14 protein-coding genes are annotated in these 14280 nt (G+C 66.1%); 1 reads left to right on the top strand and 13 read right to left on the bottom strand.

Translation table 11 applies throughout. The annotated features are described in order from the left end of the window. Window positions 1–152: 152 nt before the first annotated feature. From ACPPVQ_RS08970 to ACPPVQ_RS08950, 5 genes are all read right to left on the bottom strand, one after another. On the bottom strand, window positions 153–866 hold the full coding sequence (locus ACPPVQ_RS08970; RefSeq protein ID WP_426520733.1) for an ABC transporter ATP-binding protein: 714 nt from the start codon (window positions 864–866) through the stop codon (window positions 153–155). Next, window positions 853–1752, bottom strand: coding sequence for an ABC transporter ATP-binding protein (locus ACPPVQ_RS08965; RefSeq protein WP_426520731.1), 900 nt, complete (start codon window positions 1750–1752; stop codon window positions 853–855). The genes ACPPVQ_RS08970 and ACPPVQ_RS08965 overlap by 14 nt, the downstream gene beginning before the upstream one ends. Continuing rightward, window positions 1749–2948, bottom strand: a complete 1200-nt coding sequence (locus tag ACPPVQ_RS08960) for a branched-chain amino acid ABC transporter permease (RefSeq protein WP_426520729.1) — start codon at window positions 2946–2948, stop codon at window positions 1749–1751. The genes ACPPVQ_RS08965 and ACPPVQ_RS08960 overlap by 4 nt, the downstream gene beginning before the upstream one ends. Then, complete coding sequence (locus ACPPVQ_RS08955) at window positions 2945–3952, bottom strand: branched-chain amino acid ABC transporter permease (protein ID WP_426520727.1); 1008 nt, start codon at window positions 3950–3952, stop codon at window positions 2945–2947. The genes ACPPVQ_RS08960 and ACPPVQ_RS08955 overlap by 4 nt, the downstream gene beginning before the upstream one ends. A gap of 114 nt (window positions 3953–4066) precedes the next feature. Beyond that, on the bottom strand, window positions 4067–5287 hold the full coding sequence (locus tag ACPPVQ_RS08950) for a branched-chain amino acid ABC transporter substrate-binding protein (protein WP_426520725.1): 1221 nt from the start codon (window positions 5285–5287) through the stop codon (window positions 4067–4069). 223 nt (window positions 5288–5510) lie between these two features. On the opposite strand from ACPPVQ_RS08950, the gene ACPPVQ_RS08945 reads away from it, so the two are divergent. After that, window positions 5511–6605, top strand: a complete 1095-nt coding sequence (locus tag ACPPVQ_RS08945; RefSeq protein ID WP_426520723.1) for a GNAT family N-acetyltransferase — start codon at window positions 5511–5513, stop codon at window positions 6603–6605. Window positions 6606–6609: 4 nt separating this feature from the next. Here ACPPVQ_RS08945 and mutM read toward each other — a convergent pair whose 3' ends face one another. Genes mutM through coaD form a run of 8 tightly spaced genes read right to left on the bottom strand, consistent with a single transcriptional unit; the run spans window position 6610 to window position 14166 of the window. Then, window positions 6610–7524, bottom strand: a complete 915-nt coding sequence (gene mutM, locus ACPPVQ_RS08940; RefSeq protein WP_426520721.1) for a bifunctional DNA-formamidopyrimidine glycosylase/DNA-(apurinic or apyrimidinic site) lyase — start codon at window positions 7522–7524, stop codon at window positions 6610–6612. Continuing rightward, window positions 7502–8215: a ribonuclease III gene (gene rnc, locus ACPPVQ_RS08935; RefSeq protein WP_426520719.1), complete on the bottom strand. Its 714-nt coding sequence runs from the start codon at window positions 8213–8215 to the stop codon at window positions 7502–7504. The genes mutM and rnc overlap by 23 nt, the downstream gene beginning before the upstream one ends. Before the next feature lie 25 nt (window positions 8216–8240). Further along, complete coding sequence (gene rpmF, locus ACPPVQ_RS08930; RefSeq protein WP_077053432.1) at window positions 8241–8444, bottom strand: 50S ribosomal protein L32; 204 nt, start codon at window positions 8442–8444, stop codon at window positions 8241–8243. A 2-nt stretch (window positions 8445–8446) separates the two neighbouring features. Then, window positions 8447–8983 (bottom strand): YceD family protein, encoded by a 537-nt coding sequence (locus ACPPVQ_RS08925; protein WP_426521195.1) that lies wholly within the window; start codon window positions 8981–8983, stop codon window positions 8447–8449. Window positions 8984–9024: 41 nt separating this feature from the next. Further along, a complete protein-coding gene (locus ACPPVQ_RS08920; RefSeq protein WP_426520717.1) occupies window positions 9025–11286 on the bottom strand; it encodes a transglutaminase TgpA family protein in 2262 nt (753 codons plus the stop codon). Beyond that, the gene (locus tag ACPPVQ_RS08915) at window positions 11279–12628 is read right to left on the bottom strand and encodes a DUF58 domain-containing protein (RefSeq protein WP_426520715.1); all 1350 of its coding nucleotides are present in this window, start codon (window positions 12626–12628) and stop codon (window positions 11279–11281) included. Before ACPPVQ_RS08915 ends, ACPPVQ_RS08920 begins: the two co-directional genes overlap by 8 nt. A gap of 6 nt (window positions 12629–12634) precedes the next feature. After that, window positions 12635–13687, bottom strand: a complete 1053-nt coding sequence (locus tag ACPPVQ_RS08910; protein WP_426520713.1) for an AAA family ATPase — start codon at window positions 13685–13687, stop codon at window positions 12635–12637. Beyond that, entirely contained in the window at window positions 13684–14166 is a 483-nt protein-coding gene (coaD, locus tag ACPPVQ_RS08905; protein ID WP_426520710.1) for a pantetheine-phosphate adenylyltransferase, read from the bottom strand. Before coaD ends, ACPPVQ_RS08910 begins: the two co-directional genes overlap by 4 nt. Window positions 14167–14280: the final 114 nt, after the last annotated feature.

The raw sequence follows: 14280 nt of genomic DNA, 5'->3' as shown, positions 1-14280 counted from the left end.
TCGTTAACACTTACCGCCGGATGTCTTCGACCAAATTACCCGACCCGCGCCCCCGCGCCGCGCAGCCCACGCGCCCCAACCCCGGTCGAGAACAGGGTTTTTCCCGTTATGGCACGCATAAACGGGAACAACCCTGTTCTCGACAGGCGGCGTCAGCCTACGCCGAGGTAGGCCTCTTTGATGGCGGGGTTGGCGAGGAGTTCTTTGCCGGTGCCCGAGTGGGTGATCGAACCTGTCTCGAGCACGAAGCCGCGATTGGCGCGGGCGAGCGCCTGGTTCGCGTTCTGTTCGACCAGCAGCACGGTGGTCCCCTGCTGGTTGATCTCCGTGATGATCGAGAAGATCTGCTTGATGAACTGCGGGGCGAGCCCCATCGACGGCTCGTCGAGCAGCAACAGCCGGGGTGCCGACATCAGGGCGCGACCGATCGCGAGCATCTGCTGTTCGCCGCCCGACATCGTGCCGCCGACCTGCGTGCGGCGCTCGGAAAGTCGCGGGAACAGCGAGAACACGCGGTCGAAGTCGGCATCCATGCCGCTGCGGTCCTTGCGGCCGAACGCGCCCATGTCGAGGTTCTCCATCACGGTCATGCCGGGGAAGATCCCCCGGCCTTCCGGCGCCTGTGAGATTCCCTTGACGACACGGATATGCGCCTTCATCTTCGTGATGTCCTCGCCGTCGAACAGCAGGCTGCCCTTCGACGGATTGAGGAGACCGGAGATGGTCTTCATCGTCGTGGACTTTCCGGCGCCGTTGGCCCCGATGAGGCTGACGATCTCGCCCTCGTCGACCGAGAACGACATGTCGTGGATGGCCTCGATGCGCCCGTAGGAGACGCTCACGTTCTTCAGCTCAAGCAACGTCATCTTCAGGCTCCCCGAGGTAGGCGGCGATCACGCGCGGGTCGTTGCGGATTTCGACGGGAACGTCGTCGGCGAGCTTGCGACCGAATTCGAGCACCACGATGCGGTCGGTGACGCCCATCACCAGGCGCATGTCGTGCTCGATCAGCAGCACCGTGTACCCGTCTGCGCGGATCGTGCGGATGAGCTCCATCAGGTCTTCTTTTTCCGCCGGGTTGAATCCGGCGGCCGGCTCGTCGAGGCAGAGGAGCTTCGGGTCGGTCGCGAGCGCGCGGGCGATCTCGAGCCGCCGCTGGTACCCGTAGGGAAGTTGGCGGGATGCCGTGTTCGCCAGGTCGGCGATCCCGACGAACTCGAGCAGGGCCATCCCGCGCTCGATCGCGGTCTTCTCCTCTCGCGTGTGCCGTGGAAGGCGCAGGAGGGCGCCCGGCACGCTCGTCCGGTGGCGGGCGTCGAGTCCGACGACCACGTTCTCGAGCGCGCTCATCTCGCCGAAGAGGCGGATGTTCTGGAACGTGCGCGCAAGTCCGAGGCGCGTGATCTTGTGCTGCTTCTGCCCTTTGAGCGATTTGCCTTCGAGCAGCACATCGCCGCTCGTCGGCTTGTAGACACCCGTCATGGCGTTGAAGCAGGTCGTCTTGCCTGCGCCGTTCGGTCCGATCAGCCCGAGGATCTCGCCGCGTCTGATGTCGAACGACACGTCGTCGAGCGCAAGCAGGCCACCGAACTTCACGGTGAGATTCTTCACTTCGACGAGCTTGTCGCCGACTTCGACCGCGATTTCGCGGTCGGGGGCAGCCGCTTCGGCCACATCGAGGTCGACGTTCAGCTCTGCGAGCTCCGAGGGGTCGGCTCCGGCCTCCGTCAGGTTGTCGGTCTCTTCGGTCATGCTGCACCTCCCTTCGATGCGTCAGCGGCCGGTTGCGGCGGCGGAGCGGATGCAACCGGCTTCGCCTTCAGGTACTCGAACGCATGACGCCCGTACGCGAGCAGCCTCTGCTTCGCCGGAATCAGTCCCTTCGAGCGGTAGATCATCAGCAGAACGAGTGCGACGCCGAAGATGAGGTATTTGTAGTCGGCGATGGCAGTGAAGCGCAGCGGGATGTAGGCCACGATCGCGCCACCGAGAAGTGCTCCGACCTTGTTGCCCGAACCGCCCAGCACCACCGCGGCCAGGAACAGGATCGATGTCTGCACGTCGAATTTCTGGTTGTTCACGAAGCCGACCTGCCCGGCGAACAGTGCCCCGGACAAACCGCCGACGGATGCGCCGATCGCGAACGCCCACACCTTGTATTTGAAGGTGGGGACGCCCATGATCTCCGCCGCGTCCTCGTCTTCACGGATGGCGATCCACGCGCGGCCGACCCGGCTGCGCTCGAGGTTGCCCACCAGCAGGAGCACGATGATGATGACCACCAGGGTGAGCCAGTACCACGGGATGCCGTTCGAGTTGGAGAATATCGGGACGCCGCTGGCGTCGTTCCCTGGCGGGTGGCCGACGTTCTGGAAGCCGACCTGACCCTTCATCGCAGGGATGATGGTGGCGAGGATGCGCACGATCTCTCCGAAGCCGAGCGTCACGATCGCGAGGTAGTCGCCGCGGAGGCGGAGCGTCGGGACGCCGAGGATCACCCCGAACGTCATCGTCACCGCCATCGCCACCGGGATGGTCCACAGGTACGGGATATGCGTGAACGGCGAGTCCGGACTCGTCAGCATCGCCGCCGTGTACGACCCGACCGCGAAGAACGCCACATACCCGAGGTCGAGCAGTCCGGCGTAGCCGACGACGACGTTCAGGCCGACCGCGATCAGGGCGTAGACCGCCATGGCGAAGCACGCGAGGGGCCAGTCGTTGCCCGGCTCTGTCGTGAGAGGGAAGAAGTTCAGGTAGGGAAGGGCGAAGGCGATCGCCACCACGATGAGCATCCACAGCCACTGGACGGCGCGGGGCAGACCGTTCCACCGGTCACGCAGCGGCTGGAAGAACCCGCCGCGCTTCTTCGGCGCCGCCTCGGCTTTGTCGAATGCCTGCTCGCTGCGGGCGTCGGGCAGGACACGAGGTCCGTCGTTGGTGCTCATGCTCTGCTCCTCCCCAGCGACGTGCCCAGGATTCCGGTGGGTTTGATGAGCAGCACGAGAACCAGGACGACGAACGCGACGACGTCGGTCCACTGCGAGTCGCCGAGCAGGATCTGACCGTAGTTGCCGATGACTCCGAGGAGCAGGCCACCGAGCAGCGCGCCCCTGACGTTGCCGATGCCGCCGAGGACGGCCGCCGCGAACGCCTTGACGCCGAGGATGAACCCGCCGTTGTAGATGACGCCTGATGGCACGAGCATCACGTAGAAGAGGGCCGCCGCGCCGGCGAGAAGGCCGCCGACGACGAACGTGATCACGATGATGCGCTCTTTGTTGACGCCCATGAGGGTGGCGGTGTCTGGATCCTGGGCGACAGCGCGGATGCCGCGGCCCGTGCGGGTGCGGCGGATGAACATGTCGGTGAGCACCATGAGCACCACCGCAGCGATCACGATGATGAGCGACTGGATGTAGATCGTCGTGTTGAAGACGTTGAACACCGGGATGGCCCGGAACATCGTCACGGACGGCTCGGCGTTCGCTCCGCGCACAAGGAAGATCGTGTACTGGATCGCAAAAGACGCACCGATGGCCGTGATGAGGAACGCAAGGCGTGGTGCGTTGCGTTTTCGGAGGGGCCGGTAGGCGACGCGTTCAAGCAGGAAAGCCGCAACCGCCGACGCCAGCATGCCGACGATGAGCGCGAGCAGGAGGTCGCCCACGATCGCCGGGACCGAGAGGTTCGGGGCCGATGGGCCGAAGCCGAGCGCCGAGAGCGTGATCACGACGCCATAGGCGCCGATGATGAAGACCTCGGAGTGGGCGAAGTTGATGAGGTTGAGCACGCCGTAGACGAGCGTGTAACCGACGGCGATGAGGCCGTAGATCGCCCCGAAAGTGAGACCGTCGAAGGTCGCACTCCAGAAATTCTGTACGAGGGCGTTGACATCGAAGTTGATCCACGAGTTATCGAGGACCGGGTGGAGAATCAGTGCTTCGAGCATTCAGGTATCCAGATCTTGACGAGCACGGATCGACTTTGATCCGAGTGGATAGCGGCCGGGAGTGATGGGATGCCGCGGACCACGGCGGGCCCGCGGCATCCTCATCTCATTCGGCTATCCGATGGTACCGATCGGGACGATCTTTCCGTTGTCGACCTTGTAGCCGTAGACGGTCGGCGCCTGCAGCTCACCTGTGGAGTCCCACTTGTAGTGCTTGCTCAGGCCGTCCTTGTCGTAGGCCTTGACGAAGCCGAGCAGGTCGGCACGGGTGGTCTTGCCCTGGTCGATGCCGGACAGCAGCACGGTCGCTGCGTCGTAGCCCTCGATCGAGTAGGTTCCGGGCTCCATGCTGAACGCCGTCTTGTACGCGCTCTCGAAGCTCGGGATCAGCTCGCCGGGGATGCAGGGGCAGGTGAAGTAGGCGTTGGACGATGCGTCGCCGGCCAGCTTGATGAACTGGTCGTCCTTCACACCGTCAGGGCCGACGAACGTGCCCGTGTAGCCCTTGTTCACCAGCTGCTGGTCGAACGGCGCACCCTCGGCGTAGTAACCCGAGTAGTAGACCGCGTCAGGCTTCGCGTTGATGATCTTGGAGATCACTGCCGAGAAGTCCTTCTGTCCGGTCGTCACCTTGTCGGTGCCGATGAGCGCGCTGCCCAGTGCCGTGGAGGTCGTTCCCGCCAGACCGATTCCGTAGTCGGAGTCGTCCTGGACCAGGTAGACCTTCTTGGCCTTCAGCTTGTCGGTGAGGAACTTCGCCGCTGCCGGGCCCTGCACGGCGTCATTGCCGAGGCCGCGGAAGAAGGTCGTCCAGCCGTTCTTCGTCAGGTCGGGGTTGGTCGCCGACGGCGTGATGTGCACCAGTCCCTGCTGCTGGAAGATGTTGCCCGTCGCCTTCGACTCGCCCGAGAACGGGAGGCCGACGACGCCGATGATGTCCTTCTCGTTGACCGCCTGGGTAACCGGTCCTGTCGCCTTGTTCGGGTCACCTTCGGTGTCAAACTTCTTGAACGCGACCGTGCATCCGCTGTTCGCCTTGTTGTGCTGGTCGATCGCGAGCTGAACACCGTTGTAGATGTTCACACCGAGCTGTGCGTTCGGGCCTGTCTCCGCGCCGACATAACCGATGGTCAGACCCTTCGGGCAGGTCGCCTTGCCGTCGCCCGCGGGAAGGACTGCGCCCGCCGGGGTTTCGATGGAGGTGATCGCCGGAATGTTGACCTTCGAGTTGTTGCTGGTCGATCCGCCGGTCGATGCCTGGTTGGCACAACCCGCGAGGAACAGGGCGACCGACGCTGCGACGGCCACTCCCGCTAGTGCTTTCTTTCGTAACATGTGATTCTGCCTCTCGACGTGAATCCGTATTGAGGCCACGAGCTTGCGGCCTCGTCCCACGAATATGTGCCCTGAGCCTACAAGGAATGACGGCCTGTTCATCGTGTTTCCACGCGCAGATTTACACGATCGAAACCAAACGGACAGGGGGTCTTTTGCCCGGGTATGCAAGACGATAGGCTGGTCGGCTCGGTACCTCCGTGGGCGCGTGAGGAGGACGCAGGTGGCAGCCGTACCCGGCCTCACCCTCTCCGAACTCGTTGTGCCCGAGCGGATCGGCGGCGCCGCTTCCGCGGTGTTCGAAGAACTCGTCGCCATGGTCAACGGCATCTCGGTGGAGCTCTGGGGTAACCACGACTTCGTCTACTCGGCCGAAGCCGAGCTTCCCGCCTTCCGCCCGCAGGGGTTCCTGGAGCGCATCACGTTCTTCGCCCGGCTCGACGGGATCATGGTGGGCAGGGTCATAGCCGAGTTCCCCCTGGAGCCGGACGCGGTGACGGCTACCCTTCTGGTCGACGTCGTGCCGGCCGCGCGCGGCCGCGGCATCGGCTCGGCCCTCCTGGCGAAGGGCGAGGAGCTGGTCGCCGACGGAGGACGTACCACGATCTCGACGTACACCGAGTATCCGGCAGCCAGTCTGCGCGCCGGTTCCCCGCTCATCCGCCCCGCTGTCGGCCCGAACGGGGTGCCCGCGGATTCACCGGACACACGATTCGCGTTGTCCCACGGCTACCGCCTGGGCCAGATCGAGCGTTCGAGCGAACTGCCGCTCCCGATGCCGGCTGACCGGCTGGCCGCTCTCGTGGCCGAGGCGACTGGCGCAGCGGGATCCGACTACCGGGTCTTCGGGTGGTGGCGCCACGCCCCTGACGAGTTCGTGGCCGGCTTCGCGGACCTCCGCGCCCGTATGACCCGCGACGTTCCGCAGTCGGGAATCGCCCTCGACGACGAGGAGTGGACGCCCGCACGGGTGCGCGAACTCGAGCAGCTGATGATCGATCGGGGCGAACCCTTCCTGTGCACGGTCGCCCAGCACGTTCCGACCGGACGGCTGGTCGCGTACACCGACCTCGTGGTGCCGGAGGGTGGCGGCAAAGTGGAGCAGCACGACACGCTGGTCGTGAAGGAGCACCGTGGGCACCGGCTCGGGATGCTCGTCAAAGCCGCGAACATCCGTCGCCTCGCCGAACTCGACCCGGCCGCGACGCGCATCCTCACCTGGAACGCCGACGAGAACGAGTACATGCTCGCGGTCAACAATGCGTTCGGATTCCGCCTGCACGGGCTGGTGGGCAACTGGCAGAAGACGATCGCCTAGACCCTCAGCGGGTGCGGAGCCTCTGGCAGTACGTGCAGAGGTGCGATGAGCGGTTCATGAACTGTTCCCGCACGATGGGGCGTCCGCAGCGCGGGCACGGTCGACCCTCCTGGCCATACACGTTGAGGCTGTGCGAGAAGTAGCCGGACGCGCCGTTGACGTTGACATACTGGGCGTCGAAGCTCGTGCCGCCCTCCGCCAGCGCGCGGGCGAGCACGAGCCGGATCTCGGCGAGGAGCACGCGGATGCGCACCCGGCTCAGACTGGCCGCGGGCTGCGCGTAGTGCATTTTCGCCGCCCACAGCGCTTCGTCGGCATAGATGTTGCCGATGCCGCTTACCACGGTCTGGTCGAGGAGCGCACGCTTGATTCCGGTGTTCTTGCGGGCGAGTGTCGCGGCGAAGCGTTCGTCGTCGAAGGCAGGATCGAGCGGGTCGCGGGCGATGTGCGCGACCTGGGTCGGGACGAGCGCATCGTCGGCCCCGAATCCGCCTGGGAGGCCGTCGGACGTGGGCACGAGAGTGTCGACGGCCATGGAACCGAAGATCCTCTGGTCCACGAAATCGACCAGCAGCTCTCCATGGCTCGGATTCTCGATGTGGAGGCGGATGCGCAACAGGCCCTCGCCGACAGCGCCGGGTTCGCGCAGGAGGATTTGCCCGCTCATCCCCAGGTGGGCCACGATCGCGCGGTCGGGGTCGTCTGTCGAGCGCGGCGCGAGGGGTATCCAGAGGAACTTCCCGCGCCGTGCGGGGGCGCGCATGACGCGGCCGGTGAGCAGCGTCTCGAAATCACCGGCGGCGCTGTCGTGCCGGCGCAGCGAGCGGGACTCGTACACCTCGACCCCGGTGATGGTCGCATCCGTTACTGCGGGCTCGAGGCCCGCCCGCACGACCTCAACTTCGGGAAGCTCTGGCACGTCTCGAGGTGAGTTCGGTCCAGGCCGACAGGGCTGCGGCCATCTCGGCCTGCTTTTTGCTGGTGCCTTCGCCGGTAGCGACGACGAGGCCTGCGACCTCGACGGTGGCGTGGAAGAGCTTGCTGTGGTCTGGTCCGGTGTTCGTCACCGTGTATTGCGGCAACCCGGCCCCACGATGCGCTGCGGCCTCCTGGAGGCTCGTCTTGGGATCCATCGCCGCACCGAACCGCGCGGGGTCGTCGAGCAGCGGTTCGACGAGTCTCAGGACGAGGGCCGTCGCGGACTCGCCACCGACGTCGATATAGGCCGCGCCGATGATCGCTTCGACGGTGTCCGCAAGGATCGACGCCTTGTCGCGTCCGCCGCTCTGGTCTTCACCGCGACCGAGCAGCAGGAACTCGCCGAGCCCGATACCGCGCGCGACCTCCGCAAGGGCGACGGAACTGACGAGGCTTGCCCGCCGCTTGGCGAGGTCGCCTTCGTCGAGGTCCGGGTTCTCGCGGAAGAGCTTGACGGTGACGGCCTGCCCGAGGATCGAGTCGCCGAGGAACTCCAGGCGCTCGTTGTTCGGGATGCCGCCGTGCTCGTATGCGTACGAGCGATGTGTCAGCGCAAGTTCGAGAAGCTCCGAGTCTATGTCGACTCCGAGCTTCTCGAGGAGGGCACTCCTGTCGGGGTGCGCGCTCTGCATTGCGCCGTCTTCGCGTGCGCGCTGACTAAACGTCGGCGACCTTGCGACCCTTGTACTCGAGGAACAGTGCGGTTCCGGCCGAGTCCTCGACGACCTTCGCGCGGTGCGGAAGGCTGTAGGTGACCTTGCCGTTCTCCACGGTCTTGACGAGCGTGGGGACCTCGGCCTTCCACTGCGAACGACGAGCGTGCGTGTTGGCGCGTGACTTCTTCCGCTTCGGAACAGCCATGACTATCTCTCTTCTCTGTCTGCAGGGCTGGCGTGGCCAGCACTGGTGTCTTCGGAAGCCTGGAAACCGGCAAGCGCAGACCATCGCGGATCTGCGATTTCTCGTGGCTTGTGGTCCGGATTCTCCGCCAGCCGTTCCCCTGTCTCTGGGTCGAGACCGGGGCAATCTGGCCGGCACACCGGCTGAAACGGTAATGAAAGCACTACCGCGTCCCTGATCAGAGGTTCAAGATCCACGTGGTCGTCGTGAACCTCAAAATCAAAAGCTTCGTCAGAAGAATACGCGAAAAGTTCTTGGAAATCGACTTGGACCGGCACCTCGATGTCGGTGAGGCATCGTCCGCACACCCCGACAGCCGTCGTGGAGAGCTCTGCACTCACCAGGATTCCCTCGTGCATCGACTCGAAACGCACATCCGCATCGATGGCTGAGCCCTCGGGAACGCTGACGAGACCCTCCCCCAGTTTCGCCCCGACGGGGAAGCTGATCGCCTGCTCGCGCATCTCGCCGGGACGGTGCATGAGGTCATACACGTGCATGGTGTACGGGGTTGTTCTGAACTTGGTCACGATGACCGATTCTACGCGTTCGTCGCGCCCACTCCGGCTGTCGGCGACCACGAGGCGGGGATGAGGGAGACGGGAGCGAGAACGGCCTTCACCCGAAGCGCACGACCGGCGGCGGACTCGAGGCCCGAGAGCGCCTCCTGCAGGTCGTCCGGCACCCCGCGGGCGATGTACCTTCCGGGTGGGCCGAACGACTCGCGTTCGACGGCGGTCAGTAGTCTCCCGACGGCGGCCGCGCGCCCGTCGGCACCGATGGCATCCGTCAGCCGCTCGGCGAACGCACGTGGTGTCTCCGTGTCGGGGACGGCCCAGCCGAGGTCGCGCGCAGTGTCGCGGAGCTCATCCCACGCCAGGCGCGCGAGACCCCACTCGTCGCGGAGTTTTCGGAACCGGGTGCGCCGGCGCACCCGGCGGAGGAATGCGGGAGTGAGCAGGAGCGCGATGACGAGGAGGGTGACCCCGAACGCCGACGCGATCGGCTGGACCGGGTTGGCCGACGCGCCGGTCGCGCTGTTCGGGCCGTTGGTGATCTCGGGGGCGAGGGATGCATGCCCCGCGGCTGCCGATGACGACGGGTTGGCACTCGACGTGCTCCCCGAAGCCTGCGGCACGGTGTACGTCGGGATGACCCCACGGGAGACGGTCGGCTCGAACGGCACCCATCCGACCCCGGCGAAGTACAGCTCGGGCCAGGCGTGCAGGTCGTCGCTCGTCACGGTGTAGATGCCGGGGTTGTTGACACTCCCGCCGTTCGAGGTTCCGGGCAGGTAGCCCTCCGTGACACGGGACGGAATGCCGAGGGTCCGCGCCATCAGTGCCATCGCAGACGCGAAGTGCACGCAGTACCCGCTCTTCACCTCGAGGAATTTGGCGATCACCGCTCCGCCGTCGCCGTCGTAGCCCTGCTTGAGTGGGGTCTGCACGGAGTACACGAAACCGTTGTTCCTGAAATAGTTCTGCAGGTCGACCGCCATGTCGTATTCGCTCGTCGCCCCCTGCGTGGCCTTGATCGCAGTCGCCTTGATGATCGGTGGCAGCGTGGTCGGCACGAAGAGGTCACGGGTGATGGAGGCAGGGACGAAGCCGCCCGCCGCCTTCAACTGATCGGCCGTCGGCTGGAGTTGCAGGCTCGTTGCGGTGTATTGCTGCCCTTCCGTCGACGTTCCGACGCCGCCGATGGTCAGGTCGTCCGGATCCCACGACCAGGTGCCGTTGAGTCCCCGAACCCCCTTGACCGGGAACGGCACCGGGAGCCACCGGCTCTGCATGTTGGCGATCTGGATGCTCGTGCTGGCCCTCGTGGTCTTCACCGCATCCGACAATCCGGTGACCGGACCGATCGAGTTGCCGACCGGGAGTCGCTTCGTGTCGCGCTCGCGGTGCTTCCACACCGTTCCGGTGAACTCGTCGAGCGAGGCGAGTTTCAGGTACTCCGGGCTGCTCGCCGTGGTCGTGTAGGTGAGGACCTTGACGGCTGCGGGCCGGCGGAGGTCGCGCCCCAGGTCGATCAGGGGCGTCACCGTGCCGCCGATGGAGATCCCGCCGGCAGTGAAGGAACTCGCGCCGCCACGATCGAGCCCGGGCGCCGTGGCAGACAGGATCAATGCGACGATGATCGACCCCGCGGCGATAGAGAGCGATGCCGTCGGCCGGGGCGTCCCCTGGTGCCGTGTGCGTACGTCGGCGCGCATCAGGTAGAGGAATGCCGCAGCCGACTCGGCGAGTGCGATCGGAGCGACGCCGTCGCCGAGGAGCGCGGCCGGTACGACGAGTACGGCGATGATTCCGAGCGCCGAGAACGCCGGGATGCGAAAAGCGATTGCGGTCGTGTCGAGGAAGAGTGCGACGAGGCATGATCCCGCGACGATCAGGAACATGAACTCGGGAAGCGGCGGGGCCGGTGTCCCCTGCTGGTAGATCGAGAGCATCGCCTGGTCGTAGAGGGCTCCGAACTTGCCGAAGGTCGCCGGAGTCGGAATGATGCCGAGCAGCCCGGTGCCTCCGCCGAAGCCGACGGTCATGATCATGCCGAACTCGACCACGAGCAGCAGCGGCACGATCTTCGGTGGGATGCCGAGCATCCGCAGTCCAGCTCCGCCGACGAGGATGAGCGACGCGGAGAACAGCATCAGGAACCACCAGCCGAAGCCGTCGATCAGGCCGATCAGCGCGAAACTCACCGCGAGGATCATCAGGAGAAGCGCGCTGGTGAGCCTCCAGTAGCCGGTCTTTCGTACGACCCGGACACGGGCGGGCGCCGCTGCGACGCTAACCACGCTGCACCGCCGTACGATGCCGGCCGAGCGCCTGCTGCCACGCGGCGACCGTGCCCTCAGCGCTGCTGAACGGAACGCAGATCCAGCCGGCGTCCGCAAGGGTCTCGGCCACTGCGGGGTCGGCGCTTGCCCCGACGAAGGCGACCGCCGGGTCGCACATCGGCCGGAGCGCGGCCAGCGCCCCGACTTCCTCACTGGAGCCGGCGAGCAGCATCGCGAAGACAGGAACAGCGCGACCGCTGCGCCGAAGCCCGGCCGACAGCTCCGCAACCGCATCGTCGCGATATTCGGTCGTCTGATCGATGCTCGCAAGGTCAGCGAGCAGAAGGCGGTCGGCTCCCCCGAGATCGTAGGTCGGCGTGGTGCTCCCCAGTGTGCCGGAGCGCCCCGCCCCGGTCCGTCCGCCGAGCTGCCGCGGTGCGGTCTCGACGATGCTCACCACGAACTCCTCGTCGAGCAGGTGCACACCGACCGACGCGACGAGCTCGACGAGCTCTTCGAACTCCGCGTCTGCACGCTCGGCGGCCCTCGGTGCCAGGAAACGATCCTGCTGGTGCGCCACGTGGGTGTCGAAGAGGATCCATGCCTCGGGGTTGCTGCGCTGCTCTTCCTGACGCACCATGAGCTTGTCGTGCCGCGCCGTGGCCCTCCAGTGCACCCTGCGCAACGGGTCGCCCGGACGGTATTCACGGGCGATCAGCTCGTCGGCGCTCGGGATGCTGTGCCGCAGCAACTCGTGCTCCGTGCCCTCGCTCCGGGCGATGTCGAGCTCGCCGCGCGCGAGGGCGCGCACGCACGGGGTGACGATGAGCTGGCGAGGCTGCCCGACCGCATATTCCGCATAGGCCAGGCCGAACGGATCGGTGCGGCTCACGATCAGCGGACCGATTCCGTGGGACCCCCGGTGAAGTGCCCGGACGTCCTGGCGCAGGGTGACGGTGTCCTTGGCGCGGTGGATGGCCGGCTGGTGCGTGTCCAGGCGAGGGAACGGAGCCGAGGGCTGCACCTCCAGGCCGGTCGGGGCATATTCCCTCCAGCGCGCGGGCGGACTCGGCCGCGGCGATTCGTTGCGCGCGGTCGTCGACACCGTCGCCGTCTCGCCGACCGCCACCACATCCGGCTGGAAGGTGCGCGTCACGCTCAGCCGCGGGCGATCCACCGTGACCGAGATCATTGCCGCGAGCGGCACCGTCACGAGGAAGAGCCCCAGGAACAGCACATCGGACCGACCGAACGTCAGTGCGGCGATGAGCGCGGCCACCCCGACCCCGAACAGCGTCCAGCCGCGCGCGGTCGGCCGCGGTTTGCGGACCGGTGACGACGAACGCTGGCGCCCGGGCATGGTCGGCTAGCTCGCCGAACCCGATCCGACCGGAACGGGCGTCGAGGCGACGATCCGCCGTACGATCTCCGCGATGACGGGTGCGCTCTCGTGGTGGTGACCGAGCGCCCGGCTTGTCGGCAGCAGGCGGTGCCCGAGCACCGGCACGGCCAGCACGTCGATGTCGTCGGGAAGTACGAAGTCGCGGCCGTCGAGCGCTGCCTTCGCCTTGGCGGCGCGCACGAGCTGCAGCGTTGCACGGGGGCTCGCGCCCAGGCGGAGGTCCCTGTCGTCGCGTGTCGCCCGCACCAGGTCGACGGCGTACTGCTTCACCGGGGCCGATGCGAAGACGCTGCGTGCCGTGGCCATCATCGCCTTCAGCTGGGCGCTCGTCACGACCGGCCCGATGCGCGACAGCGGACTGGACGTGTCGCGAGTGTTCAGCATCGCCAGCTCGGACTCGTCGTCGGGGTAACCCATCGCGATGCGAGCCATGAACCGGTCGCGCTGGGCTTCGGGGAGCGCGTAGGTGCCTTCCATCTCAATCGGGTTCTGGGTCGCGACCACGATGAACGGTGAGGTCAGCCGGTAGGTGGAGCCGTCGACAGTGACCTGCCGCTCTTCCATGCACTCGAGCAGGGCAGACTGCGTCTTCGGGCTCGCGCGGTTGATCTCGTCACCGATGACGATGTTCGCGAAGACCGCGCCCGGCTTGAATTCGAAGCGGCGTTCCGCCTGGTTGTAGACCGAGACACCCGTCACATCGCTGGGGAGCAGGTCGGGAGTGAACTGGATGCGGCTGACCGTGCAGTCGACCGACTTCGCGAGCGACTTCGCGAGCATCGTCTTGCCGACGCCCGGCACGTCCTCGATGAGGAGGTGGCCTTCTGCCAGCAGCACGGTGAGCGCTGTCTGGACCGCCTCGTGCTTGCCGTCGATGACGGACTCGACGTTCGCCGTGATCTGCTCGGCTGCGCGCCGCAGCTCGTCGAGACCCATTTCATCGGATTCGCCGAGCTCAGTGATATCGCTCGGCGCGACGGACGAGTCCGTCGGCTGGCGCGTCGGGTAGCTGTTCATGTCTCCTGCAGATAGTCGTAGACGGCGGCGGGAACGTACGGGCTGACGTCCCCTCCCAGGGCTGAGACCTGTCGGACGAGCGAACTCGACACGTGTGCGTTGGCGGGATCGGGCAGGAGGAAGATCGTCTCGACATCCGCGAGATTGCGGTTGACGATGGCCATCGGCGTCTCGTAGGCCACATCGATCTGGGAACGGATGCCTTTGACCAGAACTTGCGCGCCGACATCCGTGCAGTAGTCGACGAGGAGGCCGACACTCCACGACGCGACGATGATGTTTCCCGCGATCCCCGCGTCTTCGATGGAGCGCTCGATCAGTGCGACCCGCTGCGCGATCGGGAGCAGCGCCGCCTTGTCGGGGTTGTGCACCACGAGCACGTGCACTTCATCGAACAGCCCCGCAGAGCGCTCGATCACATCGAGATGACCCAAGGTGACCGGGTCGAACGAGCCAGGGACTACGGCGATCCTGTTCATAGATTTCCAGAATAGCTGTGGAACCCCGGCATTCGTTGTGAATCTGTTACCTGCGCGCTGGAGCTCTGAGGATCGCATCGCGATCCCGCGACGCCAGCGCCGAGCGAGCTACGC

Origin of the sequence: Leifsonia sp. McL0618, assembly GCF_049994905.1 — a bacterium.
GTDB lineage: Bacteria > Actinomycetota > Actinomycetes > Actinomycetales > Microbacteriaceae > Diaminobutyricibacter.
Note: the sequence above shows the minus strand (reverse complement) of the source record. Positions and strands in the feature narration are given on the sequence as shown.

Bases quoted from the DNA above. Each gene is read 5' to 3' on its own strand.
- ACPPVQ_RS08970 (WP_426520733.1), bottom strand. From the start codon at position 866: ATGACGTTGCTTGAGCTGAAGAACGTGAGCGTCTCCTACGGGCGCATC.
- ACPPVQ_RS08965 (WP_426520731.1), bottom strand. From the start codon at position 1,752: ATGACCGAAGAGACCGACAACCTGACGGAGGCCGGAGCCGACCCCTCG.
- ACPPVQ_RS08960 (WP_426520729.1), bottom strand. From the start codon at position 2,948: ATGAGCACCAACGACGGACCTCGTGTCCTGCCCGACGCCCGCAGCGAG.
- ACPPVQ_RS08955 (WP_426520727.1), bottom strand. From the start codon at position 3,952: ATGCTCGAAGCACTGATTCTCCACCCGGTCCTCGATAACTCGTGGATC.
- ACPPVQ_RS08950 (WP_426520725.1), bottom strand. From the start codon at position 5,287: ATGTTACGAAAGAAAGCACTAGCGGGAGTGGCCGTCGCAGCGTCGGTC.
- rnc (WP_426520719.1), bottom strand. From the start codon at position 8,215: ATGCAGAGCGCGCACCCCGACAGGAGTGCCCTCCTCGAGAAGCTCGGA.
- rpmF (WP_077053432.1), bottom strand. From the start codon at position 8,444: ATGGCTGTTCCGAAGCGGAAGAAGTCACGCGCCAACACGCACGCTCGT.
- ACPPVQ_RS08925 (WP_426521195.1), bottom strand. From the start codon at position 8,983: ATGCACGTGTATGACCTCATGCACCGTCCCGGCGAGATGCGCGAGCAG.
- ACPPVQ_RS08915 (WP_426520715.1), bottom strand. From the start codon at position 12,628: ATGCCCGGGCGCCAGCGTTCGTCGTCACCGGTCCGCAAACCGCGGCCG.
- ACPPVQ_RS08910 (WP_426520713.1), bottom strand. From the start codon at position 13,687: ATGAACAGCTACCCGACGCGCCAGCCGACGGACTCGTCCGTCGCGCCG.
- coaD (WP_426520710.1), bottom strand. From the start codon at position 14,166: ATGAACAGGATCGCCGTAGTCCCTGGCTCGTTCGACCCGGTCACCTTG.